The organism is Hydrogenophaga sp. ANAO-22, assembly GCF_042466645.1.
Classification (GTDB): domain Bacteria; phylum Pseudomonadota; class Gammaproteobacteria; order Burkholderiales; family Burkholderiaceae_C; genus Hydrogenophaga.
This window is the reverse complement of sequence record NZ_CP159956.1, coordinates 5,242,415-5,269,120: the sequence shown is the minus strand read 5'-3', so window position 1 is coordinate 5,269,120 and position 26,706 is coordinate 5,242,415. Positions and strand designations below refer to the sequence as shown.

The 26,706-nt window shown below is 69.4% G+C and carries 26 protein-coding genes, 1 other RNA gene and 1 riboswitch; of the genes, 14 read left to right on the top strand and 13 right to left on the bottom strand.

The features are described from left to right. Position 1 precedes the first annotated feature (1 nt). From cobW to ABSY19_RS25480, 10 genes are read right to left on the bottom strand one after another with little or no spacing between them, the layout of a single operon-like run. Positions 2-1,066 (bottom strand): cobalamin biosynthesis protein CobW, encoded by a 1,065-nt coding sequence (cobW, locus tag ABSY19_RS25525; RefSeq protein WP_382157050.1) that lies wholly within the window; start codon positions 1,064-1,066, stop codon positions 2-4. 14 nt (positions 1,067-1,080) lie between these two features. Then, on the bottom strand, positions 1,081-1,914 hold the full coding sequence (locus ABSY19_RS25520) for an ABC transporter substrate-binding protein (protein WP_382157048.1): 834 nt from the start codon (positions 1,912-1,914) through the stop codon (positions 1,081-1,083). Beyond that, positions 1,914-2,483 (bottom strand): cob(I)yrinic acid a,c-diamide adenosyltransferase, encoded by a 570-nt coding sequence (cobO, locus tag ABSY19_RS25515; protein ID WP_382157046.1) that lies wholly within the window; start codon positions 2,481-2,483, stop codon positions 1,914-1,916. The genes ABSY19_RS25520 and cobO overlap by 1 nt, the downstream gene beginning before the upstream one ends. A 25-nt stretch (positions 2,484-2,508) precedes the next feature. Continuing rightward, positions 2,509-3,270, bottom strand: coding sequence for an ABC transporter ATP-binding protein (locus ABSY19_RS25510; RefSeq protein ID WP_382157044.1), 762 nt, complete (start codon positions 3,268-3,270; stop codon positions 2,509-2,511). After that, positions 3,267-4,271 carry a FecCD family ABC transporter permease gene (locus ABSY19_RS25505; protein ID WP_382157042.1) on the bottom strand — a complete coding sequence of 335 codons (1,005 nt, stop codon included), beginning with the start codon at positions 4,269-4,271 and terminating at the stop codon, positions 3,267-3,269. The genes ABSY19_RS25510 and ABSY19_RS25505 overlap by 4 nt, the downstream gene beginning before the upstream one ends. Next, positions 4,268-5,134 (bottom strand): ABC transporter substrate-binding protein, encoded by an 867-nt coding sequence (locus tag ABSY19_RS25500; RefSeq protein WP_382157040.1) that lies wholly within the window; start codon positions 5,132-5,134, stop codon positions 4,268-4,270. Before ABSY19_RS25500 ends, ABSY19_RS25505 begins: the two co-directional genes overlap by 4 nt. An 11-nt stretch (positions 5,135-5,145) precedes the next feature. Beyond that, complete coding sequence (locus ABSY19_RS25495) at positions 5,146-5,700, bottom strand: bifunctional adenosylcobinamide kinase/adenosylcobinamide-phosphate guanylyltransferase (RefSeq protein WP_382157038.1); 555 nt, start codon at positions 5,698-5,700, stop codon at positions 5,146-5,148. Continuing rightward, positions 5,693-6,514, bottom strand: coding sequence for a cobalamin-binding protein (locus ABSY19_RS25490; RefSeq protein ID WP_382157036.1), 822 nt, complete (start codon positions 6,512-6,514; stop codon positions 5,693-5,695). Before ABSY19_RS25490 ends, ABSY19_RS25495 begins: the two co-directional genes overlap by 8 nt. Continuing rightward, a complete protein-coding gene (locus ABSY19_RS25485; RefSeq protein ID WP_382163938.1) occupies positions 6,511-7,812 on the bottom strand; it encodes a cobyrinate a,c-diamide synthase in 1,302 nt (433 codons plus the stop codon). The genes ABSY19_RS25490 and ABSY19_RS25485 overlap by 4 nt, the downstream gene beginning before the upstream one ends. Before the next feature lie 17 nt (positions 7,813-7,829). Continuing rightward, a complete protein-coding gene (locus ABSY19_RS25480) occupies positions 7,830-9,686 on the bottom strand; it encodes a TonB-dependent receptor domain-containing protein (RefSeq protein ID WP_382157034.1) in 1,857 nt (618 codons plus the stop codon). Between the two features lie 77 nt (positions 9,687-9,763). Continuing rightward, a riboswitch (cobalamin riboswitch) is annotated at positions 9,764-10,021 on the bottom strand. 49 nt (positions 10,022-10,070) lie between these two features. Here ABSY19_RS25480 and ABSY19_RS25475 point away from each other — a divergent pair. From ABSY19_RS25475 to ABSY19_RS25440, 8 genes are all read left to right on the top strand, one after another. Then, on the top strand, positions 10,071-10,310 hold the full coding sequence (locus ABSY19_RS25475; protein ID WP_291111308.1) for a DUF904 domain-containing protein: 240 nt from the start codon (positions 10,071-10,073) through the stop codon (positions 10,308-10,310). A gap of 61 nt (positions 10,311-10,371) precedes the next feature. Continuing rightward, a complete protein-coding gene (locus tag ABSY19_RS25470; RefSeq protein ID WP_297401080.1) occupies positions 10,372-10,755 on the top strand; it encodes a cell division protein ZapA in 384 nt (127 codons plus the stop codon). 73 nt (positions 10,756-10,828) lie between these two features. Then, positions 10,829-11,008: non-coding RNA, 6S RNA (ssrS, locus tag ABSY19_RS25465), on the top strand. A 2-nt stretch (positions 11,009-11,010) separates the two neighbouring features. After that, positions 11,011-11,826 (top strand): sulfite exporter TauE/SafE family protein, encoded by an 816-nt coding sequence (locus ABSY19_RS25460; RefSeq protein WP_291111312.1) that lies wholly within the window; start codon positions 11,011-11,013, stop codon positions 11,824-11,826. Positions 11,827-12,070: 244 nt separating this feature from the next. Beyond that, positions 12,071-12,514, top strand: coding sequence for an SWIB/MDM2 domain-containing protein (locus tag ABSY19_RS25455; protein WP_291111314.1), 444 nt, complete (start codon positions 12,071-12,073; stop codon positions 12,512-12,514). A gap of 207 nt (positions 12,515-12,721) precedes the next feature. After that, complete coding sequence (locus ABSY19_RS25450) at positions 12,722-14,491, top strand: adenylate/guanylate cyclase domain-containing protein (RefSeq protein WP_382157032.1); 1,770 nt, start codon at positions 12,722-12,724, stop codon at positions 14,489-14,491. Positions 14,492-14,591: 100 nt separating this feature from the next. Then, complete coding sequence (locus ABSY19_RS25445; RefSeq protein ID WP_382157030.1) at positions 14,592-15,608, top strand: phosphatase PAP2 family protein; 1,017 nt, start codon at positions 14,592-14,594, stop codon at positions 15,606-15,608. Further along, positions 15,605-17,539, top strand: a complete 1,935-nt coding sequence (locus tag ABSY19_RS25440) for a hypothetical protein (protein WP_382157028.1) — start codon at positions 15,605-15,607, stop codon at positions 17,537-17,539. The genes ABSY19_RS25445 and ABSY19_RS25440 overlap by 4 nt, the downstream gene beginning before the upstream one ends. A gap of 9 nt (positions 17,540-17,548) precedes the next feature. On the opposite strand, the gene ABSY19_RS25435 is transcribed toward ABSY19_RS25440, so the two are convergent. The 3 genes from ABSY19_RS25435 to ABSY19_RS25425 form a co-directional block, all read right to left on the bottom strand. After that, entirely contained in the window at positions 17,549-18,202 is a 654-nt protein-coding gene (locus tag ABSY19_RS25435) for a Crp/Fnr family transcriptional regulator (RefSeq protein ID WP_382157026.1), read from the bottom strand. Between the two features lie 11 nt (positions 18,203-18,213). Continuing rightward, complete coding sequence (locus tag ABSY19_RS25430; RefSeq protein WP_382157024.1) at positions 18,214-18,909, bottom strand: helix-turn-helix transcriptional regulator; 696 nt, start codon at positions 18,907-18,909, stop codon at positions 18,214-18,216. Positions 18,910-18,995: 86 nt separating this feature from the next. Next, the gene (locus tag ABSY19_RS25425) at positions 18,996-20,699 is read right to left on the bottom strand and encodes a thiamine pyrophosphate-binding protein (protein WP_382157022.1); all 1,704 of its coding nucleotides are present in this window, start codon (positions 20,697-20,699) and stop codon (positions 18,996-18,998) included. Between the two features lie 35 nt (positions 20,700-20,734). Between ABSY19_RS25425 and ABSY19_RS25420 the strand changes: the two genes are divergently transcribed. The 6 genes from ABSY19_RS25420 (at position 20,735) to ABSY19_RS25395 (ending at position 26,672) form a co-directional block, all read left to right on the top strand. Then, positions 20,735-21,385 (top strand): TetR/AcrR family transcriptional regulator, encoded by a 651-nt coding sequence (locus ABSY19_RS25420; RefSeq protein WP_382157020.1) that lies wholly within the window; start codon positions 20,735-20,737, stop codon positions 21,383-21,385. A gap of 77 nt (positions 21,386-21,462) precedes the next feature. After that, positions 21,463-22,470, top strand: coding sequence for a Bug family tripartite tricarboxylate transporter substrate binding protein (locus ABSY19_RS25415; RefSeq protein WP_382157018.1), 1,008 nt, complete (start codon positions 21,463-21,465; stop codon positions 22,468-22,470). A gap of 21 nt (positions 22,471-22,491) precedes the next feature. Continuing rightward, positions 22,492-22,986 carry a tripartite tricarboxylate transporter TctB family protein gene (locus tag ABSY19_RS25410; protein ID WP_382157016.1) on the top strand — a complete coding sequence of 165 codons (495 nt, stop codon included), beginning with the start codon at positions 22,492-22,494 and terminating at the stop codon, positions 22,984-22,986. 7 nt (positions 22,987-22,993) lie between these two features. Next, positions 22,994-24,493 (top strand): tripartite tricarboxylate transporter permease, encoded by a 1,500-nt coding sequence (locus tag ABSY19_RS25405; protein ID WP_382157014.1) that lies wholly within the window; start codon positions 22,994-22,996, stop codon positions 24,491-24,493. Beyond that, on the top strand, positions 24,490-25,320 hold the full coding sequence (locus ABSY19_RS25400) for a sugar phosphate isomerase/epimerase family protein (RefSeq protein ID WP_382157012.1): 831 nt from the start codon (positions 24,490-24,492) through the stop codon (positions 25,318-25,320). Before ABSY19_RS25405 ends, ABSY19_RS25400 begins: the two co-directional genes overlap by 4 nt. Then, positions 25,317-26,672 carry an enolase C-terminal domain-like protein gene (locus ABSY19_RS25395; RefSeq protein WP_382157010.1) on the top strand — a complete coding sequence of 452 codons (1,356 nt, stop codon included), beginning with the start codon at positions 25,317-25,319 and terminating at the stop codon, positions 26,670-26,672. The genes ABSY19_RS25400 and ABSY19_RS25395 overlap by 4 nt, the downstream gene beginning before the upstream one ends. The last annotated feature ends 34 nt before the right edge of the window (positions 26,673-26,706 follow it).

Sequence of the window (26,706 nt, the reverse complement as noted above, 5' to 3'; positions counted from 1 at the left end):
GTCAGGCCAGGCTGGTGTCGGCGCTCAGGGCCGACTGGAGTTCGCTCTGCAGCGTGTCGCGGTCGAGGTGGTCGCCGATGAACACCAGCCGCGTCGCGCGCGCTTCGTCGGCGCGCCAGGGGCGGTCGAAGTGGCTGTCGAAGCGCTGGCCCACGCCTTGCACCACCAGGCGCATGGCGGCACCGGGCAAGGCCACGAAGCCCTTGACGCGGTAGATCTCGTGGCGCTGCACCAGGGCCACGAGCGCGTCCAGCAGGCGCTGGCGGTCGGGCACGTCCAGCGTGAGCGAGACCGAGTCGAACTCGTCGTGGTCGTGGTCCTCTTCCTCGTCGTGGTGGGTCTTGCGCTGGTCGATCACGTCTTCCACCGCGCGCTCCAGGCCGAGCAGCACACCCAGGTCCAGCTTGCCGTGCTGCGCGTGCACCAGCTTCACGCCGGCGGGCGTCTCGGCGCGGATGATGGCCTCCACCTCGGCCAGCGTGGCGGCGTCCAGGCCGTCGGTCTTGTGCACCACCACCAGGTCGGCGGTGGCGAGCTGGTCTTCGAACAGCTCGGCCAGCGGCGAGTCGTGGTCCAGGTTCTCGTCGGCGCGGCGTTGCGCGTCCACCGCCACCGGGTCTTCGGCGAAGCGGCCGGCGGCCACGGCCGGGGCGTCCACCACGGTCACCACGGCGTCCACCGTGAAGGCGTTGCGCAGCGCGGGCCACTGGAAGGCCTGCACCAGCGGCTTGGGCAGGGCCAGGCCGGAGGTTTCGATGACAAGGTGGTCGATCTGGTCGCGGCGCGCGGCGAGCTGCTCCATCACAGGCGCGAACTCTTCCTGCACGGTGCAGCACAGGCAGCCGTTGGCCAGCTCGAACAGTTGGCCGTTCTCTTCGCCGTTTTCGTCGCAGCCGATGCCGCAGCCGCGCAGCAACTCGCCGTCGATGCCGAGTTCGCCGAACTCGTTGACGATGACGGCAATGCGCCGGCCCTGCGCGTTGGTGAGCAGGTGGCGCAGCAACGTGGTCTTGCCGGCGCCGAGGAAGCCGGTGACGATGGTGGCGGGGATCTTGCGGGTTTGCATCAGGGGTCTCCTATTCAGGGGCGAGGGGGCAAGGCGAGCAGGCAATCGACCAGCATCTGCGCGGCCTCGCCCAGGCGGGGGCCGGGGCGCGAGAGCAGGTCCATGCGGTCGGCGTCGAGCTGGCAGACCTGCTGGCGGCGCAGCGCCTGCAGGCCGGCCCAGCCGGGGCGGTCGGCCATGCCCGAGAGCGTGGACTGGGGGCCGATGATCAGATCGGGCGAGCGGCGCACCACCATCTCGGGGTTCACGCGCGGGAACAGGCCGGCGTCGCCGCTCACGATGTTGACCAGGCCGAGCCGCGCCACGGTCTCGCCGATGAAGCTCTTGGCGCTGGCGGCGGTGGGGCCGATGCCGACCTCCACGTACACCGTGCGACCGCGCAGGGAAGCCGGCACGCGGCGCGCGGCGGCGTCGAGTTCCTGGTCGATGCGCCGCACGAGTTCGTGGGCGCGCGCCGTCTCGCCCAGCGACTGGCCGAGCGCGAGCAGCATGCGTTTGAGGTCGGCGTGGGTGCGCGCGTCGAAGGTCTGCACCGGCACGCCGAGTTCGGTCAGGCGCTCACCAGCGCGGCTGCGCGGCCCGAGCAGCACCATGTCGGGCCGCAGCGCCACGATGTGCTCGATCTGCGCGTCGGCCAGGCCGCCGACCTTGGGCAGTTTCGCCACCGTGCCCGGCCAGCTCGAATAGCGGTCGGTGCCGACCAGCTCGGCGCAGTGGCCAAGCGCGCACACGGCCTCGGTGAGCGAGGGCGAGAGGGTGACGATGCGGTGCTGCGCGAGCGCGGGCGCGGCCATGCCGCCAAGCAGCCCCAGCATCGCCAGCGTCGGCACGGGCAGCATCGCGCCCATCAGTCTTCAATGCCTCGCTGTGCGGGAACGCCGGCCTTGAAGTGGTGCTTGACCAGCGTCATCTCGGTCACCGTATCGGCCAGCTCGATGAGTTCGGCCGGCGCACCGCGCCCGGTGAGCACCACGTGCACCTGCGGCGGGCGCTCGCGCAGGCAGGTCAGCACCGCCTCCAGCGGCACCCAGCCGTAGCGCAGCGGGTACATGATTTCGTCCAGCACCACCATGAAGTGTTCACCGGCGCGGATGGTGGCCTCGGCCTTGGCCCAGCCCTCGCGCGCCAGCTCGGCGGAGTGGTCCAGGTCGCGGCTCTTCCAGCTGAAGCCGTCGCCCAGGCCTTCGATGGGAATGCCCAGCTGCTCGAACAGCCGGTGCTCGCCGAAGCGCGCCGAGGGCACTTTCATGAACTGGTAGACCTTGACCGACTTGCCCCGTCCATGGGCGCGCAGCGCCAGGCCGAACGCGGCCGTGCTCTTGCCTTTGCCGGTGCCGGTGTGCACCAGCACCAGGCCGCGCCGTTCGCCTTGGGGTTTGGGGGTGTCTCGCAGGACGGGAGGGGCTTCGATCTGCATGGTTCGGGCTCCGTGAAAAAGAGGGTCAGCGGGGCAAGGCGACCCACTGGTCGCCCAGCGGGTGGATCGCGATGCGGTGGTCAAAGACCTGTTCGAGGGCCTGGTGGGTGGTGGGGTCGTCGCAGGCGCCCTGGTGGTGCACGCGGCCCTGGGCCATCACCACCATCTGGTCGGCGTGCAGCGCCATGCCGATTTCGTGCAGCACGCTGACGACGGTCTTGCCCTGCGCCACCAACTCGCGCACCAGCAGCAGCCAGTCGGCCTGGTGCGGCGGGTCGAGGTTGGCCAGCGGTTCGTCCATCAGCATCACCTCGGCCTGCACCGCGAGCAGGCGCGCCAGCAGCACGCGCTGGCGTTCGCCGCCGGAGAGCGCACCCAGCGGGCGCTCGCGCCAGTCCCAGGCCTGGGTGGCGCGCAGGGCCTGCTCGACCGCGGCGCGGTCGGCCTCGGACGGTGGGGCCAGCCAGGGCTGGTGCGGCAGGCGGCCGAGCATGGCCACGTCCCACACGCTGAGGTCGTCAGCGCCCTGCTCGCCCTGCCCCAGCCAGGCCAGGCAGCGCGCGCGCTCGCGGCCGCGCCATTGCGCGAGCGGGCGGTCCAGCAGTTGCACCTCGCCGCTGTGCGGCAGCAGGCCCGCGAGGGTTTTCAGCAGCGTCGACTTGCCCGCGCCGTTGGGGCCGACCACGCTGGTCCAGCGGGCGGCGGGCAGGCTCACCTCGATGCCGTGCAGCACCGGCGTGCCACCCAGCGCCACGCCGATGCCATGGGCTTGCAGCGCCGCGCTCACAAACCACCTCCCGGCCGGCGGCGCCGGTGCATCAGCCACAAGAGATAGGAGCCGCCCAGCACGGCGGTGAGCACGCCCACCGGCAGTTCCTGCGGCGCGATGATCCAGCGCGCGAGCACGTCGGCGGCCATCAGCAGCAGGCCGCCCATCAGGGCGCTCAGCACGACCAGGCGGCCGTGCGTGGTCTTCACGATGGAGCGCACCAGGTGCGGCGAGGCCAGGCCCACGAAGGCGATCAGACCGGTCTGCGCCACGGCCGCGCCGGTGGCCAGCGCCAACACGGCCACCAGCACGGCGCGCACGGCCACCAGCGGCAGGCCCAGGCTGATCGCGGTGGCTTCGCCCAGCGCCAGGCCGTCGAGCACGCGGCCGAGCGAGGCGGCCACCAGCAGCGCGGCCAGCCCCATGGCGGCCATCACGCCGCAGGCGGCCCAACCCACGAAACCCGTGCTGCCCAGCATGAAGCCCTGCATGGCCTGCAAGGTGTCGGGCGAGGCGATGGTGACGAGGTCGCGCGCGGCGCCCAGCACCACGCCCACGATCACGCCGGCCAGCAGCAGGCGCAGGGTGTGCTGCACGCCCTTGGCCAGCGCCAGCGTGAGCACCACGCCGACGACCGCGCCGGTGAAGGCCGCGCCGGTCAGGCCCAGGCGCACGGCCCATTGCGTGGCGAACGGCGTGGTGCCGAACAGGGCCAGCGCCAGGGCCACGCCGAGCGCCGCGCCCGAGGCGCTGCCCAGCAGATAGGGGTCGGCCAATGGGTTGCGGAACAGGCCTTGCGCCACCGCGCCGGCCAGGCCGAGCAGTCCGCCGGCCACCCAGGCGCCGAGCGTGCGCGGCAGGCGGATGTCCCACAGGATCTGCCAGGCCACCGGGTCGTGCCGGGCGTTGAGCACGCTGTCGAAGCCGGTGCTGCCCACGCCCGCGCCCAGCAGCAGCACGGCCGCCGCCGCGATCAGCAGCGCGCTGCCGAGCCAGAGGCTGTGGCGGGCGCCGCTCACTTCAAGCCCTTCTCGGTGATGCAGCGCGCCATGAGGCGCGCGGCCTCGGCCATGCGCGGGCCCGGGCGCACCAGCACGTCGGACTCCTCGGCCGTGAAGACGCAGAGGCGGCGCTCGCGCAGGGCGCGGATGCCGCGCCAGCCCGGCCGGGTTTCCAGGCCCTGCACGTTGCGCGCGCCGATCATGATGAGGTCGGGGTTGGCGCGCACCACGTACTCGGGGTTGACGCGCGGGAAAGGCCCCAGCGAGGGCGCGACGATGTTCTGCACGCCCAGGCGCGCCATCAGCTCGCCGATGAAGGAGCCGGTGCCGGCGGCATAGCCCCCGGTGCTCACCTCGTAGTACACGCGCAGCTGGCGCGCGCCCGGCGGCAGCGACTGCGCCACCGCCGACACGCTGGCGTCGATCGCGCGCCAGATGCGCTGCGCATCGGGCACCTCCAGCAGCTGGCCGAGCTTGCCCATGACGCGCTGCGCGTCGGCCGAGCTCTTGGGCTCCATCGCCAGCACCTTCACGCCCAGCGACTCCAGCCGCTGCACGCCGCGCGACGAGGTGGCCATGAGCACCACGTCGGGTTTCAGGGCCACGATGGCCTCGATGTTGGGGTCGATGCCGCCGCCGGTCTGCGGCAGGGTGCGCACGAAGGCCGGGTGGTTGGAGTACCGGTCCACGCCGACCAGCCGTTCGCACCGGCCCAGCTCGCACACGGTTTCGGTCAACGAAGGCAGCAGGGAGACGATGCGCTGCGGCGATTGCGCCAGCGTCACGGTCACGCCGCGGTCGTCGGTCACTTCCACCCCGGCGGCGTGCGCCGCGCCGCCGATCAGCAGGCCGAGGGAGAGAAGGCGCCAGAAGCGGGTCATGGATCGGGCTTTCATTTCAGGGTCAGGGGCAGGCCCGCCGCCATCAGCGTGACGCGCTCGCAGGCAGCGGCCACGGCCTGGTTCAGGCCGCCGAGCGCGTCCACGAAGGCGCGCACCTCGCGGCCCATGGGGATCACGCCCAGGCCGATCTCGTTGCCCACCAGCACCACCGGACCGCGCGCGGCCCCGATCGCCTGGCACAGCTGGCGCGTGGGCCCGGCGGCATCGGCCGCCGCGCCCTCGGCGGGCATCAGCAGGTTGGTCAGCCACAGCGTGAGGCAGTCCACCACCACCAGGGTGTGCGGCGCGCTGTGTTCGCGCAGGGCCTCGGCCAGGGCCAGCGGTTCTTCCACGGTGACCATGCCGGGCACGCGCTCGGCACGGTCGCGCTGGTGGCGCGCGATGCGCTCGCGCATTTCCTCGTCCCAGGGCTGGCCGGTGGCGATCATCACCGCGCGGTGGGCGGTGTCCGTCGCCAGCCACTGGCGCGCGAGCAACTCCGCGCGGCGCGACTTGCCGCTGCGCTGGCCGCCGAGGATGAATTCGCTGCGCGCGATCTCAGCCATGCTGCGCCATCCATTGGGTGACGATGCGGTGCAGCTGCGCCACCCCATCGGTGAGTGCGGCCGGACCGGGCTGCAGGATGTCGGCCGACTTGATCTCGAACAGCTGACCGTGCTTCACCGCGTTCACGTCCTGCCAGCCGGCGCGCGCGGCCACCTTCTCGGGCCGGAATTTCTTGCCACACCAGGAGCCGACCACGATGTCGGGGTTGCGGCGCACGATCTCGGCACCGTCGGCAATGATGCGGTCCTTGCCCAGCGGCATGCGCGCCAGCTCGGGGAACACGTCGTCGCCCCCCGCGATGCCCATCAGTTCGGAGACCCAGCGGATGCCGCTGATATGGGGTTCGTCCCACTCCTCGAAGAACACGCGCGGGCGGCGCTTGCCGCCGGCCTGCAGGGCTTGCACGGCGGCGCGGATGCCGTCGAGCCGGGCCCGCGTGGCTTCGATCCAGGCCAGCCCTTCGTCGGCACAACCCACCATCGCCGCCACCTGGTACAGCATGGACAGAATCTCGTCCACGCTGCGCTGGTTGAACACCGTCACCTGCACGCCCGCGCGGATGAGCTCGGCCGCGATGTCGGCCTGAAGGTCGGAGAAGCCGAACACGCAGTCGGGTTGCAGCGCGAGGATCTTGTCGATCTTCGCGTTCAGGAAAGCGCTGACCTTGGGCTTCTCGTCGCGCGCGCGGCGCGGCCGCACGGTGTAGCCGGAGATGCCGACGATGCGGTGCTCCTGCCCGAGCAGGTACAGCCACTCGGTGGTTTCTTCGGTCAGGCAGACGATGCGCTGCGGGCCGAGGGACGCCGTGTTCATGCGACACCTCCTTCGATGAACAGCGAGGCGGCCGCCGCCGGGCTGGACGGGAACCAGGCATGGAAATAGCTGGCCTGCACCGCCCCCACACGGTACACGGCTTCGCCGGCACCGCCGCGCGCCGCTTCGGTGCGTTGGGCCGGCGCCAGCGCGGTCTCGCAGCGCGAGTAATGGAAGGTGTGGCCGCGCAAGGTGCCCGCCGGCAGCGCGAGTTGCTGCAGCCCCAGGGCCGCCAGCCGCTTCTGCATGAGCACCTGGCCCGGCAGCAGGCCCCACAGGGCGGCGGCTTCGCCGTCGCTGGAAACGATGTGATCGAACAGCGGCATCATGCCGCCGCATTCGGCCCACACCGGCCGACCGGCATGGGCGTGGGCGCGCAGGCCCTCGCGGGTGCGGGTGGCCGCCGCCAGCGCGCCGGCGTGCAGCTCGGGATAACCGCCGGGCAACCAGACCGCGTCGCACGCGGGCAGCGGTTCGTCGGCCAGCGGCGAGAAAAAGACCAGTTCGGCACCGAGCGCGCGCAGCACATCGAGGTTGGCCGGGTAGATGAAGCAGAAGGCCGCGTCGCGCGCGACGGCCATCGTCTTGCCGGCCAGCAAAGCGGCCTGGGCGGGCGCGGCGGCGGGCGCATCGAACGACACCGACCAGCGCACCAGCGCCGCGCCGTCCATCTGGCCCAGCGGTGTGCGGGCCAGCGCATCGGCGGCGGCATCGAGGCGGGCCAGCGCGTCGGGCAGTTCGGCGGCCACCGTCAGGCCCAGGTGGCGTTCGGGCAAGGAAAAAGCGGCGTCGCGCATGACAGCGCCCAGGAACTGGGCCTCGTCATCGGCCAGTGCCTCGCGCAGCATCTGCGCGTGGCGCCCGCTGCCCACGCGGTTGGCCAACACGCCGGCCCAGGGCAGGCCCGGGCGGAAATGGCGCAGGCCGAAAGCCAGCGCGCCGAAGGTGCCCGCCATGGCCGAGGCATCGATCACCGCGAGCACCGGCAGGCCGAAGCGCTGCGCCAGGTCGGCCGCGCTGGGTTCGCCGTCGAACAGGCCCATCACCCCTTCGACCACGATCAGGTCGGCCTGCGTGGCGGCTTCGTGCAGGCGGGCGCGGGCATCGTGCTCGCCCGTCATCCACAGGTCGAGGTTGTGCACCGGGTGCCCGGTGGCCAGCGCGAGCCAGTGCGGGTCCAGGAAATCGGGCCCGCATTTGAAGGCCCGCACACGCCGACCGGCGCGCGCGTGCAGGCGCGCCAGTGCCGCGGCCACGGTGGTCTTGCCCTGGCCCGAAGCCGGGGCAGCCACCAGAATGGCCGGGCAATGCCGCGTCACCGCTGCGGCGCCCAGTTGAGGGTGACGAAGGCCGCGCGGCCCGGCTGGTTGTAGCCGTACGCGGTCTCATAGAACTTGTCACCCACGTTGTTCAGGCGCAGGGCGACGGACCAGTCCTTGTTCACGGCGTAGCGGGCGTGCAGGTCCAGCGTGCCGAAGCCCGGCAGGCGGCGCGTGTTGGCGGCGTCGTCGAAACGCTCCGCCACGAGCTGCATCGACGCACCCCAGTTCCAGGCACCGATGCGGTGGTCCAGGCTGGCGGTCAGCACCTCGTCGGCGCGGCGCTGCAGCTTGCGTTGGTTGATCTCGTTGCGCGCGTCCAGCAGCTCCAGGTTGGTGAACCAGCTCCAGGCACCGGCCGAGCCGGTGTAGGCCAGCGACCAGCCCTCGAGGCGCGCGCGAGGCACGTTGGCCACCGCCGGCTGCAGCGTGATGAAGCCGCGCACCCGGTTGTCGAAGCGGATGAGCTTCACTTCGTGCAGGCCCTGGGTGTAGGTCAGCCCCGCTTCGCGGTTCTTGCCCCGCTCGGGTTGCGTGGTGGGGTTGCCGTTGAAGAACGCCGAGACGTAGTACAGCGTGTTGAACGACGGCATCTTGAACGAGGTGCCGTAGGCCACGTGCGGGCGCCAATTCGGCGTGAGCTGGAAGCCGTAGCTGGCGAAACCGGTGGTGGCGCCGCCGAACTGCGAGTTGTCGTCGCGCCGCAGGTTGGCCTGCCAGAGGTGCTGGCCGGCCTGGCCGGTCAGGCCCACGAAGGCCGCGTCCGTGGTGCGCGAGTTCACCGCGTAGGCCTGCGTGCCCGACACCTCTTCCTTGATCGACTCCAGGCCCACCAGCAGGTTGCCCAGCGCGGTGTTCCAGTCGTGCTGCAGCGTGGCCTGCGTCTGCGCGGTGTTGAACACCGAGGGTGTGGGCGAGGTCTCGAAACTGTCGGACCGGTCCTCGCTGCGCGAGAGGCGCAGCTGGGTGCGCGAATCGGCCGACCACTTGCGCTCCAGGCCCCAGCCCGTCACGCGGGTGGTGGTTTCCGAGCGCACGTTGAAGGTGCCCGGCCCCTGGTCGAACTGGCTGACGCCGTCGGCCTGGGTGAAGTTGACATCGGTCGTCCAGCCCGGCGCGATGGCCCAGCGCAGCGAGGCCGACAGGCTGTCCTGGTCGAAGCCGTCCTTGTCGGGGTTGTGGTTGCCGAAGGCCACGTTTCGGTTGGTCGACGAGAAGCCGTCCTCGCGCAAGGAACCCAGGCTGAGGTTGTAGGTAATCGTGTCGTTGCCACCGCTGATGCCGGCGGTGATTTCACGGTGCCCGAAGCTGCCGAGCGTGACGCTGGCCTGCGGATGGAAACCCTTCACGCCGCGCTTGGTGAAAACCTGCACCACGCCGCCCACCGCATCGCTGCCATAGAGGCCCGAGGCCGGGCCCTTGAGCACTTCGATGCGATCGATCGCGCTCAGCGGAATGTTGTCCAGCACGGCCGCGCCGGAGGTGCTGGAGCCGTAGCGCACGCCGTCGATCAGCAGCAGCACGTGGCGGGTTTCGGTGCCGCGGATGAACAGGCCCGACTGCTTGCCCAGGCCGCCGTTGGACGACATCTGCAGGCCCGCGTTGCGCGACAGCACTTCGGACAACGAGCGGCCAGCGGATTGCTGGATCACGTCGGCGTCGATCACGACGACGTCGCTGAGCACGGCATCGGTGCGGGTTTCGACCCGGGTGGCCGTGACCACCGTTTCCCTCAGGGTGGTGTCAGCGGAGGAAGAAGAGGAAGACTGAGCGTGGGCGACCGACGTGCCAAAGCCCGCCAGCAACGCCAGCGGTAGCGCGGCCAGGGGCGCGCGCAGGGTGCGATTTTTCATGATGAAGAAACAGACAGGAGACCCTCGCCATCTTCCCCGACGGCGCATGGGCATCACGGTGGAGCGCCTGTCGCCAGACGCACCACCACCTTGTTGGCCGGTATCCGGGCTGACAGACCGACCTCCATCGCCTTCCCAGATGACACGGCGTGTCGTCCAGTGGCTGTCGGATGGAGGCTGAGAGACCGTTCGCGCATGCGCTCATGGCCACTCGTCTGCTTACCGTTGCGGGGGCAGCGCAGGTTAGGTCCCATCCCTGGGGTGTGACCCTCCTGCTTCCCGTTGAACTGCGGCATGTGAACCACACCGCGAGCACCAACAACCGGCATTCTACGGCGCGCGCACCCGGGGCAACCCTACAATGTGAAAACTTCGAGTCCCACCATGGCCGATCCCAAGCACTTTGATCAAATCACCGAACGTGTCGAGCGCCTGTTGCTGCGACACGAGGAACTGCAGCGCACCAACAGCCTGCTGGTGGAACAGGTGCATGCGCTGCAGGCCGAGCGCGACTCGCTCAAGTCCCGGCTGATGGCCGCCCGCGCCCGCATTGATGCCTTGCTCGATCGCCTGCCCCCCGGCATGACCGATGCCACCCCCGACACCCGCAAGGAACGATCATGAGCGCCGCGTCGGGCCGCCCCAAGCCAGCTCGCACCGCAGTGCGAAGCACGGAGGTATTCCAATGAGCAAACCCGGCAGCAAACAGATTGAAGTGCAGATCATGGGCCAGAGTTACCTGCTCTCGTGCCCACCGGGTGGCGAGGCCTCGCTGCTCGACGCGGTGGAGCGTGTGGACACCGCCATGTGCCGCATCCGCGATGCGGGCAAGGTGAAGGCGCGCGACCGCATCGCGGTGCTGGCCTCGCTCAACCTCGCGTTCGAACTCTCGCAGAAGGAAGCCGAGAGCTTCCAGGCCTCGTCGTTCGGCCAGCCGGAGCAGAGCGCGTTCGCCGAAGCCGGTGGTGGCTTCGACAGCGAGCCGCTCGACCCCCAGACGCAGGCCCGCGTGGAAGAGCTGATGCGCCGCCTGGACCAGACGCTCGACAAGGACGGGCGCCTGCTCTGACGCGCCGCTGGTCACTGCGCGAGAATTTATCGACCGATGGTCCTCGTGGGCCGCATGCAGCGCCTACAATTTGAACCGTCTGCAGTGCGCGTCGGGCTTTATATTTCCTTGAACCAATGCTCATAGAGCCCGGGCTTGGTACATTGCGTGGCTGGTGCGAGCGTCTCGCGTCAGACGAACCCGAAGCCCCGCTGCCCTCGCCCACCTGAACCCCGGTTCAGGATGCCGGTCCGGCGGCACTTGCAGACACCTTTCATGCCTTTAGACCCCCTCCTGATTCTCGAGTTGGCCGCGCTCGGCCTGGGCACCGGTTTCCTGGCCGGCTTGTTGGGCATCGGTGGAGGCATGCTGATGGTGCCCTTCATCACCTTCATCCTCGCGGGGCGCGGTGTGGAAGCGGATCTCGCGGTCAAGATGGCCATCGCCACCTCCATGGCCACCATCATCTTCACGTCCATCTCCAGCGTGCGCGCGCACCACAAACGCGGCGCCGTGCGCTGGGACATCGTCAAGGGCCTCGCCCCCGGCATCGTGCTGGGCTCCGCCATTGCCAGCCTGGGCATCTTCGCCTTGCTCAAGGGCTCGTGGCTCGCGCTGTTCTTCGCGGCCTTCGTCGGCTTCTCAGCCACGCAGATGCTGCTCGACAAGAAACCCAAGCCCACGCGCACCCTGCCCGGCACCCCGGGCCTGGTGGGTGCCGGCGGCGTCATCGGCATGCTCTCGGGGCTGGTCGGCGCGGGCGGCGGTTTTGTCAGCGTGCCCTTCATGACCTGGTGCAACGTGAGCATCCACAACGCCGTGGCCACCAGCGCGGCGCTCGGGTTTCCCATCGCGCTGGCCAACGCCGTCGGCTACGTGATCGCGGGCCAGGGCCTGAAGGATCTGCCGGCCGGCTCGTTCGGCTACATCTACCTGCCCGCGCTGGTGGTGATCGCGCTCTTCAGCGTGTTGATGGCGCCGGTGGGCGTGAAGGCGGCGCATGCGCTGCCGGTGAAATCGCTCAAGCGCGTGTTCGCCGGCCTGCTGTACATGCTCGCCACCTACATGCTCTACAAAGGCATCACCGCCTGATCGAGACACGAAGCCAGCCGCCGTGGAGCCGTGCAAAAACGCCCTCCCGCCAAGGCACTGAGCGGCCTCCTCGCGAGGAAGTGTTGTTTTCCCCGCCAAAAACCCGCGTCTCCCCTGCGCAAAGCTTGAAAAAAGCGCGTTCTCCACCTTGGATTGCGGGTGCATCTCCATTAGCATCCGAGACACCAGTGAGAAAGCGCGTTTTCCGCTGGCGAATCGTCAACTTCTAGAAGGAAATTCAATCATGGCAACTGCGAAAAAAGCGCCCGCTAAAAAGGCGGCACCGGCCAAGAAGGCCGCTCCTGCGAAGAAGGCCGCTCCGGCCAAGAAGGCAGCCCCTGCGAAGAAGGCCGCTCCGGCCAAGAAGGCAGCCCCTGCGAAGAAGGCCGCTCCGGCCAAGAAGGCAGCTCCTGCGAAGAAGGCCGCTCCGGCCAAGAAGCGCACCCCCAACGCCGCGTTCATGAAAGCGCTGACCCCCAGCGCCGCTCTGGCCGCCATCGTGGGCAGCTCGCCCCTGCCGCGCACCGAAGTCACCAAGAAGATCTGGGACTACATCAAGAAGAACAAGCTGCAGGACTCGGTCAACCGCCGCATGATCAACGCCGACGCCAAGCTGAAGGAAATCTTCAAGAAGGCCCAGGCGTCCATGTTCGAAATGACCAAGCTGGTCAACGACCACCTGAAGTAAGCCTTCCTTCTTCACCTTCACGGGTGCAATGAAGATCAGCAAAGCCGGCGCAAGCCGGCTTTGCTGTTTTTGCGCCTTCGCGTCTCAGCATCGCGCGCGACATGTGAGAAACTGCAACAAAATTTTGACAATCCCTCAGGCATGACCGCCCGCCAGCCCGTGACCGCTTCGAAATTTCAAGAAGGCCAGGACCCACCATCGACGACCATGCCTCCGTTGCCACAGCAACGGCACAAGGTCGTGCTGGTGATCGACCTGGTGGAGTCGGTGCGGCTCATGGCGGCCAACGAAGCCGCGGTCGTGAACCAATGGCGCGGGTTCATGCACCACGCCACCTCCCAGGTGCTGCCCGCGTGCCGGGGTCGCCTGGTCAAGAGCCTGGGCGACGGCATGCTGGTCGAGTTCGACCAACCCACCGACGGCGTGCGGGCCGCCCTCGCCCTGCACCAGTACTTCGCGCCACTGAACCAGACGCTGCCGCCCGCCCAACAATTGCACCTGCGCGCCGGCCTCAACGCCACCAACCTGTACGTGGACGAGAACGACGTGTACGGCCACGGCGTGAACCTGGCCGCGCGCGTGGCCGACCTCGCCTCGCCCGGTGAAACCCTGGTGACCACCAGCGTGTTCGACGGCATCGTGGTCGGCGTGGACGCCGAGGTCGAAGACCGCGGCGAGAGTTACCTCAAGCACTGGCCCGAACCGGTGCGCACCTGGCAGCTGTACCCGGTCTCCAGCACGTCGGCGGCCGTGCGCCCGCGCGTGCCCGAAGGCGCCGCCACCGACTTCCGCCCCTCCATCGCCGTGGTGCCCTTCGAGACACGCAGCCACGCGGCCGAGCAGTTCGTGATCGGCGAGCTGATCGCCGATGGCGTGATCGCGCAACTCGCGCGCAGCCAGAACCTGCGCGTGATCTCCCGCATGTCCACCACCGCCTTCCGTGGCCGCCAGAGCAGCACGGACGAGATCGGCCAGCGCCTGGACGCGGCCTTCGTGCTCGGCGGCAGCTACGTGACCTACGGCGACAAGGTTGTCATCATGGCCGAGCTCTCCGACCGCAAGCGCGGCGAAGTGATCTGGGCCGACCGGCTCACCGGCGACACGCGCGACCTGCTCGAAGCCCAGAGCCAGTTGCTCGACGCCCTGTGCGCCGCCTGCGCCAAAGCCTTGCTCAACGACGTGGTGCAGCGCACGCTGGTGCTGCCGGTGCCGCAGCTCGACAGCAATGCCCTGATGCTCGGCGGCATCACGCTCATGCACCGCTCCACGCCGCGCGACCTGCAGCGCAGCCTGCAGCTGATCGAGGCCGTGGTGGAGCGCCACAAGCGCGTGGCCACACCCTGGGCCTGGCTGGCCAAGTGGCACATCATGCAGGTGGTGCAAGGCCTCTCGGGTGAGCCGGCGCGCGACTTTCAGCGCGCCATCGACACCGCCGACCGCGCGCTCGACCTCGAACCCAGCAGCTCGCTGGCCATGGCGATCAAGGGCCATGCGCTGTGCCACCTCGGCGAAGACGTGGACGCTTCGCACCGGCTGCTGCAGGAGGCCACGCAGAGCAACCCGAACGATCCCATGGCCTGGCTGTACAACAGCGTGTGGTCGACGATGTGGGGCACGCCCGAGGATTCGATGAACGAGGCGGAAAACGCGCTGCATCTCTCGCCACTGGACCCGCAGAAGTACTATTTCGAGATGATGCTGGCCACCAGCTGCGCTGCCCTGGAGCAGTGGGAGCGGGCCATCGAACTCTGCAAGGCCTCGCTCATGAAGAACCGCTACCACCTGCCCACGATCCGGTGCCTGATCGTGGCGCAGCTCGAGAGCGGAAGCACCGACGCGGCGCGGGAGTCGTTCCAGCTGATGCGGACGCTGCAACCCGACCTGACCATCACGAAGTACATGGCTTCCGGAGGGCAAAGCCCTCTGCGAAAGCGCGTGGCGAATGCACTGACCCAACTGGGTCTCCCTGTCCATTGACCAACAAGGAGCTGACATGAGTGGAGGAATGAGCGGAGGGATGAGCGGCGGCATGAGTGGGGGAATGAGCGGTGGCATGAGTGGGGGCATGAGCGGAGGAATGGGAACCACGGGCGGTGCCATGGTGTCGGCCGACGCCCTGATCCTCAGCCGTGCCGCCATCGTGGGCCCCTTCAACGGGGCGGTGCTGCACGTCAACGAGCCGGCGTTCGACAGCCCGCCGAACCTGGCGCTCTGGGCCGAAGGTCCGCGCCACGAGGCCGTCTTCTCCCAGCTCGTCGAGGGCCTGCTGTTCAAGACCCGGAGCGGCCCCAAGGACGCCACGCTCGAGTTCGCCAACCTCCAGGCGAGCACCATCCAGCGCAAACCGCTCGTGCGCATGCGCGCACCCACCAAGGCGCAGTTCAAGAAGCAGCTCGATCTGGTGGCCTCGTACGCGGACCTGCGGGCCGACCGCGCGATCGAGATCGTGGACCAGCGAACCCCGCCGATCCTGTTCTGGTCGTCCGTGGTCGGGCTCACGGCACACCGCCACAAGAAAACCCTGCAGCTGATCGACCTGGTGTTCTCCCTGGCCGTGCTGGTCGAGATGCGCTTCAAGCAGATCTTCGCCAGCATCCGGCCGGTGGCGTTTTCGCCGCAGATCCAGCCCATGATCGAGACCCCGGGGCATGGCAGCTGGCCCAGCGGCCATGCCACGGAGGCTTTTGCCGTGGCCGCGCTTCTTGAGGCCTTGTTGGATGCTGTACCGGGTACAGGTTCACCGCCCAACGGCACGCTGAACCGCGAGCAGATGCAGCGGCTGGCCGCGCGCATCGCGACCAACCGCGTGGTCGCCGGCGTGCACTACCCCGTGGACAGCGCGGGCGGGCGCCTGCTCGGCACGGCGCTGGCCGAGTTCCTCGTGGCGCGCGCCACCGGCACGCGTGTGCACGAACGCGGTTTTGACGGCCGCCTGTTCGAAGGCCCCAACGGCGAGCCGCTGGACTTCAGCCTGAACCAGTCGATGGACCACACCAGCGGCAACGCCTACACGCGCTCGGCCACGTCCACCGCCGTGGGCAACGCGCCACTGCTGGCCTGGCTTTGGGGGGAAGCGCTCAAGGAGTGGGCATGAGCGGCCCCATTTGGCAACCGCTGCCCACCGGTGAGTTCACCGGCATCGACTGGAACGCGCCGGGCGCCATCGACGGTGAAGACCCCTACCTGATCTGGGCGGAAGCCGACCAGTTCGCGGGCTACCACCTCGGCCGCGGCAAGAGGCCACCCAAGTGGCTGCCGATCGTGATCGAGCTCACCAGCGAGGCCGATGTGCCGGCGCTGGTGGCCGCCTCCTCCACCGCATGGCTGCAGATTCCGCGCGTGTACCTCAATGTGCCCGGGCTGCGCTTCTGCACCGCACGGGTGAAGAAGCGCTTCTTCGACCAGTTGCGCAGCAACCCGCACCTGCGCAGTCTCATCCTGCGCTTCGAACTCGGCCTGCCGGTGGGTCACCACACGCATCCCCTGATCGACCCCTGCACGCCCGAGAGCCAACCGGTCTCCGCACCCGGCCTGCTCGACGGCAAGGTGCTGGGCTTGATCGACGGCGGCCTGGCTTTCGCCAACGACCAGTTCCTCGACGCCCTCGGCCACACGCGCGTGAAGCACTTCTGGCGCCAGGACGACACGGTGAATGGCAACTGGCCCGGCAACCAGCCGCACCACTGCGTGCCGCTGGACCCGGCCCGCGCCGGCCCGACACCCGATGACATGGGCTACGGCCACGAACTCTCGGGCGCGGACATCGACGCGACCATGGCCACCTACACGCGCCACGGCCAGCTGGACGAGGACGCGCTCTACGCCCACCTGCAGCTCTGGGACCTGACCCGCCCGGTCAACCACGGCACGCACGTGATGAGCCTGGCCTGCGGCAAAGGCAACCTGCTGCATCCGATGGACGACGAGGCCAGCCGCTGCGACCTGGTCGCGGTGCAGCTCGACTGGTCGAACGTGCTCGACACCTCGGGCGGCGCGATGAACGTGAGCGTGCTCGACGGGCTCATGTACATCCTCGCGCGTTGCGCGCCCAGCGCCCAGCTGGTGGTCAACATCAGCTGGGGCACGCTGGCCGGCCCGCACGACGGCACCTCGGTGCTGGAAGCGGCGATGGACCAGCTGGTGGCGCTGCTCGGCGGCCGCCTGCAGATCGCCGTGCCCGCCGGCAACGCCTACCAGAGCCGCACCCATGCCAACGCCACACTGCCCCCAGGCGGTTCGGTGGCGCTGCACTGGCGCGTGCAACCCGACGACCGCACCGAGAGCTACCTGGAGATCTGGCTGCCCGCGGGCGCGCAGAACGTGCGCATCAGCGTGACGCCCCCCGGCCACACCCAGCCCCTGCCACCCATGGCCATGGGCCAGGGCGGCACCTGGGTGAACGCGCAAGGCGCGCCGCTGTGCGGTCTGATCTACCCCACCACCTCGGCCCTGGGCAGCCACGGCACCTGCGCCCTGCTCGCGCTGGCGCCCACCTTCAGCCGCCGCAGATCGGTGGTCACCGGGCCCTTCGGCACCTGGAAGGTGGTGCTGAGCAACACCGGCGCCACGAGCACCTTGTTCGACGCCTACATCGAACGCGACGACGTGGCCATCGGCCAGAACACCGGCGCGCGCCAGTCCTACCTGGAAGACGTGTTCTACGACACCAGCGGCAACCTGGGCGCCTTCGTGGACCATGCCGACAACCCGACGCCCGTGCGCCGCAGCGGCACCTTCAACAGCCTCTCCACCGGCCAGAACACCGTGAGCGTGGGGGGCCTGCGCGCACAGTCCTCTGCAGGCGGGCACTTCGCGCTGTACTCCCCGCGCAAGCCCGACCCGGATGCGGGCCGACCGCAGCGGCCGGGGGTGAAAAAGGTGCCCGAAACGCTGAGGCCTTGCGACGACAACCCGGCCCTTTGGGGCGTGCTCGGTGCGGGCAGCCGCAGCGGCAGCGTGGTGCGGCTGGCGGGCACCAGCTCGGCCGCGCCCCTGGAGGCGCGCGCCATGGTCAACGACCTCTGAGGCGCCGGTTCACCAGCGCGCGGGCAGGGGTTTGCGCAACACGATCCAGCGGTCGCGCACCGCGATGTAGCCGCCGGTTTCCAGGTCCTTGAGCAGGCGGCTCACCATCTCGCGCGAGCAGGCGAGGTGCTGCGACATCTGCTGGTGGGTCAGGCGCTCCTTCAGGGGGCGCTCGCCGTTCCCGTCGGCCTTGCTGCTGGCCAGCTCGTTGAGCAGGCGCACCAGGCGGCCGTAGACGTCGATCAGCGCCACGCTGCGCGCGCTGTCCGTCGCCAGGCGCGCGCGCCGGATCAGGCGGGCCATGAGTTCCAGCGCGAACTCGGGGTGGGCCGCGATGTACTCGAGCAAGGTGGCGCGCGACACCACCGCGCAGGTGCTGGCCTCGGCGGCCTCCACGTTCGCGGAGCGCGGCCCGCCGTCGAGCGACATCTCGCCCACGTACTCCAGCGGGCCGTACATGCCCAGCGTGAGCTCGCGGCCCTGGTTGTCGGCCACGAAAGCCCGCAACCGCCCCTGCAGGACGATGTACAGCGTGTCGCCGGTTTCGCCTTCCTGGATCAGCAGCGCGCCACGCCGATAGCGCCGCGCGACCCCGAGGGTCGCGAGCGCTTCAATGTGCGGGGAGTTGGGAGGGGTTACGAAGGAAACGGCAGGGGCAGGCATCCAGGCTCACGTCACGGGTGGGAAAACTCCGTGGCATTGTGAGGCATGGGCGTGATGATGCGCAAGGCAGGGACCACCGGCGGCAGGCTGTTGACCCGGTGCAGCAGGCGGCGGATGCTGGGCGCGCCGGCTTTCTCGCGCAACGTCTTGATCTGGCTGCGCACGGTGGACTCGGCCACGCCGTGCTGCGTGGCGATCTCGGTGATCTGCAGGCCCCGGCACAGGCCCATGAGCACCGACTCCTCGCTCGGGCTCAGGTTGAGCGAGCGGGCGAACATGCGCACCGCGAGGTTGTCGCAGGTGTTCTGGCGCGACAGCAGCACCAGCACCGAAGGCGCGTCGGCCTCCAGCGGGTGGCTCAGCGGCGTGAACGCCAGCGAAAGCTCTTTCTCGCCCGAGACCAACATGAGCAGCTTGCGCTGACCGCGGAACGAGGACTCCATGGCCAGCTGGATCTGCGAGGTGAATTCGGCGCTGCTGCCCAGCAGGCTGTTGCCGTACGACATGATGACCCGCCCATTGGCCAGTTCGTGCCGCGCCAGGTGGTTGGCGTGCAGGATGTGCCCTTGCGCATCGATGATCAACATGCCGTAGTCGATCTCGTCGAACACCCGCATGAGGTGCTGCGCGCCCAGGCCCGAACGCATGCCCATGCCGCCCGCCACATCCGCGCCGCCGTTCCAAACCGTGTCCGTTGCTTGCCACATGACCAACCCCCGTTGATGGATGGGCCAGTCTAGGCAGGGGCGCTACCGCCGGGGTGTGTGAAGCTGCCCCGAACTTTGTGACGTATTCACATGGCCGCGCGCTGGGCGGCCTGGCGGATCGCGCTGAGCGTGCCGCGCGTGGTGATCACGTCCACGTCCAGCAGCACCTCGATCACCGTGCCCACCGGCGCGGCCAGGGCGCGCTGCAGCGCGGGCTCGAACTCGGCGGTGTGGGTGATGCGCTCGGCCGCGTAGCCATAGGCCCGGGCGAGCGCGCAGAAATCGGGGTTGGCCAGGCCGGATCCGCTCACGTGCGCCGGGTACTCGCGCTCCTGGTGCATGCGGATGGTCCCGAAGCTGCCGTTGTTGAGCAGCAGCACGATGCTCTTGGCGCCGTGCTGCGTGGCGGTGGCCAGCTCCTGCCCGTTCATGAGGAAGTCGCCGTCGCCCGCGATGGTGAACGCGGTGCGCCCGCTGACGATGGCCGCGCCGATGCCGGCCGGCACGCCATAACCCATGGCGCCATTGGTGGGCGCCAGCTGCGTCTTGTGGCCCTTGGCCAGGCCGTGGTGGCGGAAGAAGCGGTGCAGCCAGCTCGCGAAGTTGCCCGCGCCGTTGGTGAGCACGGCATCGGCCGGCAGGTGCCGCTGCAGGGTGTGGATGATCGCCGGCATGTCGATGGTGCCGGGCAGCGTGATGCCGCCGTTGGCCACGTCGATGTTGGCGAGGTAGTCGGCATGGCAGGCCTGCGCCCAGGCGCTCCAGGGCACGGAGGGCGGCGCGGTGAGCACCTCCAGGCTGCGCGCGGCGGCGTTCATGGTGGCGTGGATGGCGAGCGTGGGCTGGTACACCCGGCCCAGCTCCTCGGCGCTGGCGTGGATGTGCACCAGCTTCTGCGCCGGCACCGGCGCTTCGACCAGCGTGTAGCCACCCGTGGTGGCCTCGCCCAGGCGCGGGCCCAGGGCGATCAGCAGGTCGCTCTCGCGCACGCGGCGCGCCAGCGCGGGGTTGATGCCCAGCCCCACGTCGCCCGCGTACAGCGCGTGGTGGTTGTCGAAGGTGTCCTGGAAGCGGAAGGCGTTGGCCACCGGCAGCTGCCAGTTCTCGGCGAAACGCTGCAGCGCGGCGGCGGACTGCGGCGTCCAGCCGCCGCCGCCGGCGACCACCAGCGGCCGTTCGCTCGCCAGCAGCAGCGTGCGCAGCTCGCGCAGCGCGCCCGGGTCGCTCCAGGCCTGCACCGGCTCCACGCGCGGCAGCGGTTCGGCGTCCACCGCTTGCGTGAGCATGTCCTCGGGCAGCACCAGCACCACCGGGCCGGGACGGCCGTTCATGGCGGTGGTGAAGGCGCGCGCCACGTACTCGGGGATGCGGCGCGCATCGTCGATGCGCTCCACCCGCTTGGCCATGCCCTTGGTGGACGGGCCGAAGAAGGCCGCGTAGTCCACCTCCTGAAAGGCCTCGCGGTCGCGCGCCTCGCTCGCCACGTCGCCCACGAACAACACCATGGGCGTGGAATCCTGGAACGCGGTGTGCAGGCCGATGGAGGCGTTGGTGGCGCCGGGCCCGCGCGTCACGAAACACACGCCGGGCCGGCCGCTGAGCTTCCCGTGGGCCTCGGCCATGAAAGCCGCGCCGCCCTCCTGCCGGTTGGTGATGAAGCGGATGCGATCGGCGTGGGCGTGAAAACCATCGAGCACCGCGAGATAACTTTCGCCCGGCACACCGAAGGCATGGGTCACACCCTGGACAATGAGGCATTCCACGAGCAGATGGCCAGCAATCCGGGTCATTTGACTTTATTAACCAATTAGAGAATTATCTGGGCATGAGCATCCCACCCACACCGGTCGCGGAAGAGCGTCTGAGAGACGCGGACCGATCGCAGAATACCATTCTGAACGCGGCGCGAGACGAGTTCTCCGAGCACGGGCTGGGCGGTGCGCGCATGGACCGCATCGCCGAGCGCGCCGGCCTCAACAAGCGCCTGATCTACTACTACTTCGAGGACAAGGAGCGCCTGTTCCAGGCCGTGCTGGAGCAGGCCTACCGCGACATCCGCGAAGAGGAACGCCAGCTCAACCTGCTGCACCTCAAGCCCGAGACCGCGCTGCGCCGGCTGGTGGAGTTCACCTGGAACTACTACCTGGAGCACCCCGAGTTCCTCACGCTGCTCAACAGCGCCAACCTGCACCGCGCGCGGCACCTCGCGCAGTCCGAGCGGGCGCGCCAGCTCAACTCGCCGCTGATCGCCACGCTCACCGAAGTCATCGAGCGCGGCCGCGCCGACGGCACCTTCCGCGGCGGTGTCGATCCGCTGCAGCTCTACGTATCGATCGCCGGCCTGTCCTACTTCTACCTCTCGAACAACCACACGCTCTCGGCGATCTTCGGGCGCGACCTCATGACGCCCAAGGCGCACAGCGAGCGGCTCTCCCACATGTGCGACGTGATCCTAGGGTATGTCCTGATGAGCTGAGGCGGCTGGCGGCTTGACGTCGCAGGGGGCGGTTTCTAGTATTAACTGCTCGGTGAATTAAACCCCTGGAGACAACGATGAAGACCGCCCTGCCCCTTCGCCACCTGTTGATCGCCTCCCTGCTGACCGTTGTGTCGGCCAGCGCCATGGCCCAGTGGAAACCCGACCGACCGATCACCCTGATCGTGCCCTGGGCGCCCGGCGGCTCCACCGATCAGGTCACGCGCGTCACCGCCGCCGAACTGGAAAAACACCTGGGCCAGAAGATCGTGGTCATGAACCAGCCCGGCGCCTCGGGTTCGGTGGGCACCAAGAACGCCATGGCCGCGCCGGCCGACGGCTACACCTGGACGGCCGGCGGCGCCAAGGACCTGGGCACCTACAAGGTGCTGGGCATGCTCGACACCTCCGCCACCGACTGGAACCTCTACCTGAACGTGGCGCACATCGCGGTGGTCGGCGTCAACGCCGATGCGCCCTACAAGACCATGACCGAGCTGCTGGCCGCCATGAAGGCCAAGCCCGGTGTGGTCTCGGTCGCCACGGCGGGCGTGAACTCCAGCGGCCACTCGGCCATCGAAGCCATCGCGCGCGCCGCCGGCGTCACCTACAAACACGTCACCTACGACGGGGGCGCACCGGCCGCCGTGGCCGCCGCCTCGGGCGAAACCGAAGTGACCACGCAGCTCGCGGCCGAGCAGACCGACATGATCCGCGCCAAGAAGATCCGCCCGCTGGCGGTGGTGGGCGACAAGTCGATCGAGATCGAGGGCTTCGGCACCATCCCGCCGCTGTCGCAATTCATCCCGGGCTTCAAGGACCCGATCAACTACTTCGGCATCTTCGTGCCCAAGGCCGCGCCGCCGGTGGTGGCGCAGACGCTGGACAAGATCTGGGCCACCGAGATGGTCAAGAGCGAAGCCCTGCGCAAGTACGCGCAAGCGCGCGGCGCCATGTTCGCGCCGATGGCGGGTGATGAGGCGCAGAAGGCCGTGTTCCCGGCCATCCAGTCCTACGCCTGGACGCAGCAGGCCGCCGGCAAGGCCAAGGTGTCGCCCGACACCGTCGGCATTCCCAAGCCCTGATCCCCCCACACGGAACACAACATGAGCGAGGGTGGAAAAACCGCCCGCTCCGACCTCTGGGGCGGTGCGGGCTGGGTGGTGTTCGGTTTGGTGATCGTGATCGGCTCCATTCGCATGGAGCGCTTCGAGTCCATGGGCGCACAGCTCTACACCATGCCCGGCTTCGTGCCCGGCATGATTGGCGGCGTGGTGGTCCTGCTCGGCCTCGTGCTGATGCTGCGCGGCTGGGCCCGCCGCGCCCAGGAGGTCCGGGCAGACGTCGAACCTGCCGAGCCGCTGCTCAACCGGCGCATCGGCATCACCATGGCGTTCACGCTGGTGTACGCCGGCCTGCTGATCGGGCGCGCCCCTTTCTGGCTGGTCACGGCGTTGTTCGTCGCGGCCTTCGTGGCCGTCTTCGCTCCCACCGACACGCCGCCCGCGCGCCGCGCCATCGTGGCGCTGCTGGCCGGTGTGCTCACTTCGGCCGTCATCACCCTGGTGTTCCAGAACATCTTCCTCGTCAGGCTTCCCTAGGACCACCATGTTTGACGGACTGATCATGTTCGGGCAATCGATCGCGCGCTTCAGCGGGCCCGAGACGATCGCCTATGCCCTGCTCGCCTCGCTGGTTGGCGTGGTCATGGGCGCCCTGCCTGGGCTCACGGCCACCATGTCACTGGCGTTGGTGACCACGCTCACAATCAAGCTGCCGCCCAGCCAGGCGCTGCTGATCCTGATCTGCACCTACGTGGGCTCGATCTACGGCGGCTCGCGCTCGGCCATCCTGCTCAACATCCCGGGCACACCGGCCTCGGCCGCGTCCTGCCTCGATGGCTACGCGCTCGCGCGCCAGGGCATGGCCGGCCGCGCCATGGGCATCGCCACCACCGGCTCGGTCATGGGCACGCTGATCGGCATGTTCTTCCTGGCCACGCTCACGCCCGTGCTCGGCGGCCTGGCGCTGAAGTTCGGCGCCTACGAGTTCTTCTGGCTGGCGTTCTTCGGCGTCATCATCGCCGGCACGCTCACCGGCGACGACCCGCTCAAGGGCTGGATCGCCGGCATCGCGGGCCTGTTCATCGCCACCATCGGCCAGGAGCCTCAGTACGGCTACGAGCGCTTCGCCTGGGGCGTGCGCGACCTGGCCGGCGGCATCCAGCTGGTGCCCGCGCTGGTGGGCGCCTTCGGTTTCGCCGAGCTGCTCACCGCCATGCGCGAGCGCCAGGCGCCGGTGAAGATCAGCGCTTTCGACACCGTCATCCCCAAGGTGCGCGACGTGCTGCAGTACTGGCGCACCATCCTGCGCTCGGGGCTGATCGGCACCGGCGTGGGCATCGTGCCGGGCGTGGGCGAAGACGTGGCGGCCTGGTCGTCGTACGCCGCCGCCAAGCGCGCGAGCAAAGAGAAAGAGAAGTTCGGCAAGGGCTCGATCGAGGGCCTGATGGCCGCTGAAACGGGCGACAACGCCTGCGTGCCCGGCGCGGTGATTCCGGTGCTCACCCTGGCCATTCCGGGCTCGGCGCCGGCCGCCGTGCTGATGGCCGCGATGATCATCCACGGCGTCAAGCCGGGGCCGCTGATCATGGTGGAGAACCCCGAGTTCGTGTACGACGTGGTGACCATGATGCTGTTCGCCACCATCGGCATCCTGATCTTCGGTCTGGTGCTCACCAAGGCCCTGGTGCAGGTGCTGCGCGTGCCCCAGCACCTGATCACGCCCATCGTCTTCGTGCTGTGCACCGTGGGCAGCTTCGCCATCGCCGGGCGCCTGTTCGACGTCTACGTGATGCTGGCCTTCGGGCTGATCGGTTTCTTCCTGCGCCACCACGGCTACCCGATGGCGCCGCTGGTGCTGGGCATCGTGCTGGGCGACCTGATGGAGAAAAACCTGCGCCGCGCGCTCATCCTGTCCGACGGCAACCTCTCACCCTTCTTCACCCGCCCCATCGCCGGCACCGTCGCCGCCCTGATCTTCGCCACCATCGCCTGGAAGCTCTGGACGCTGTACGGCCGCCGGCCCCGTGCCAGGGCGCCGGCATGAAACTGGCCCTGTGCAACGAAGTGCTGCAGCCCCTGCCGCTGGCCGCGCAGTGCGAGGCCGCCGAGCGCGTGGGCTATGACGCGCTGGAGATTGCCCCGTTCACGCTGACCGACGATCCCGAGGCGCTCGACACCATCGCCGCCCACCGCGTGCGCGCCACCGCCCACAGCCACGGCCTGGCCGTCTCCAGCCTGCACTGGCTGCTGGTCAAGCCCGCCGGCCTTTCGCTGGTGAGCGATGACAAGGCCTTGCACCGCCGCACACTGGACCTGCTGCGCCGCCTGATCGACTTCGCCGCCGCCTGCGGCGCGCGCGTGCTGGTGCACGGCTCGCCCAAACAGCGCTCGCCCGGCCCCGGGCAGAGCGTGGCGGACGCTGCCGCGCGCTTCGAGGCTGCCATGGCCGAGCTCGCGCCACACGCCGCGCAGGCGGGCGTGGTCTATTGCATCGAACCGCTGGGTCGCTTCGAGACCCCGGTGATCAACACCGTGGCCGAGGCTGCCGCGGTGGTGGACCGCATCGGCTCGCCCGCCATCCGCACCATGCTCGACGTGAGCGCCGCCTCGCACAACGAGAGCGAGCCCGTGCACGAGGTGCTGCGCCGCTTTCTCACCAGCGGCCACATCGCGCACGTGCAGCTGAACGACAAAAATCGCCGCGGCCCAGGCCAGGGCGAGACCGACCAGCGCCCCGTGCTGCAGGCGCTGAAAGACATGCGCTACGCCGGCTGGGTGGCGGTGGAACCCTTTGAATACGTGCCCGATGGCCTGGGTTGCGCCCAGGCCTCGGCACAGCATGTGCGTGAGATCTGGAGGACCCTGTCATGAGCGCTGTGACCCTGCGCGTGCACGAGGTGCAGCTGTACGAGCGCCACGTCACGCTGCGCCTGCCCTTCCGTTTCGGCGCCGCCACCGTCACGCAATGCCCGCAGGCCTTCGTGCGCGTGCTCGCCGAGGTGAATGGCCGGCGCGTGGAAGGCGCGAGCGCCGAACTGATGGTGCCCAAGTGGTTCGACAAATCGCCCACGCTCACCCACGAACAGAATTTCGAACAGCTGCGCGAATCGCTGCGCAACGCGCGCGAGGCCGTGCAGGCGACCCGTGAGGCGCTCAGCCCCCATGCGCTGTCGCACGAGGCGGGTGAGGCGGCCATCGCCACCTCGGTGGTGCGGCGGCTGCCGCGCCTGGCCGCGCAGTTCGGCCCCGCCCTGCTCGACAAGGCCGTGGCCGACGCGGCGCTGCGCGCGGCCGGCCGCTCGTGGGTCGATGGCGTGCACGCCGGCGTGCTCGGCGACCCCTGGGGCCCGCGGCTCGACCTGGTGCGCCCCACGCACGTGGTGCTGCGCCACACCGTGGGCCTGGCCGACCGGCTGGTGGAGAGCGACGAAGGCGCCGACCCGCAGGACGGCCTGCCCGCCACGCTGGAGGCGGCGATCCGGCGCCACGGCCTGCACCACTTCAAACTCAAGCTCTGCGGCCAGATCGGCGCCGACGTGGAACGCCTCACCCGCATCGCCGAGGTGCTGCAGCGCCTGGGCGGGGACTACCGCGTCACGCTCGACGGCAACGAAACCTTCACCGACGCCACCAGCCTGGGCAAGTTCTGGCAGGCGCTGCGCACCACGCCCGCGCTGGCCGATCTGCTGCGCCGCACCCTGCTGCTGGAGCAGCCCCTGGCGCGCGCGGTGGCGCTGCGCGAATCGATCGCCTCGCTGGGCATCGGCGTGCCGGTGATCCTGGACGAGTCCGACGACCACGCGGCCGCGCTCGACGAGGGCCTGGCGTTGGGTTACCACGGCATCTCCAGCAAGGCCTGCAAGGGCATCTACCGCTCGCTGCGCAACGCGCACCGCATCGCGCAGGACCCGCGCCTGCTGCTCTCGGGCGAAGACCTCACCTGCCAGGCCGGCCTGGCGGTGCAGCAGGACACCCTGCTCGCGGCCAGCCTGGGCGTGCGCCACATCGAGCGCAACGGCCACCACTACGTGGACGGCTTCGGCACCGCGCCCGCCGACGAAGCGTTGGCCTTCGCCCGCGCCCACCCCGGCTTCTACGAAACCACGGCGGGCCGCCCCCACCTGGCGGTGCGCCAGGGCCAGCTCGACCTGCACGCCCTGCACGCGCCGGGCTTCGCCACCGCGGCGACGCCGCAATGGCGCAGCCTGCAGGCCATTGCCTGAAATTTCACTGAATGGTTAATTGACGGCGGTCTGC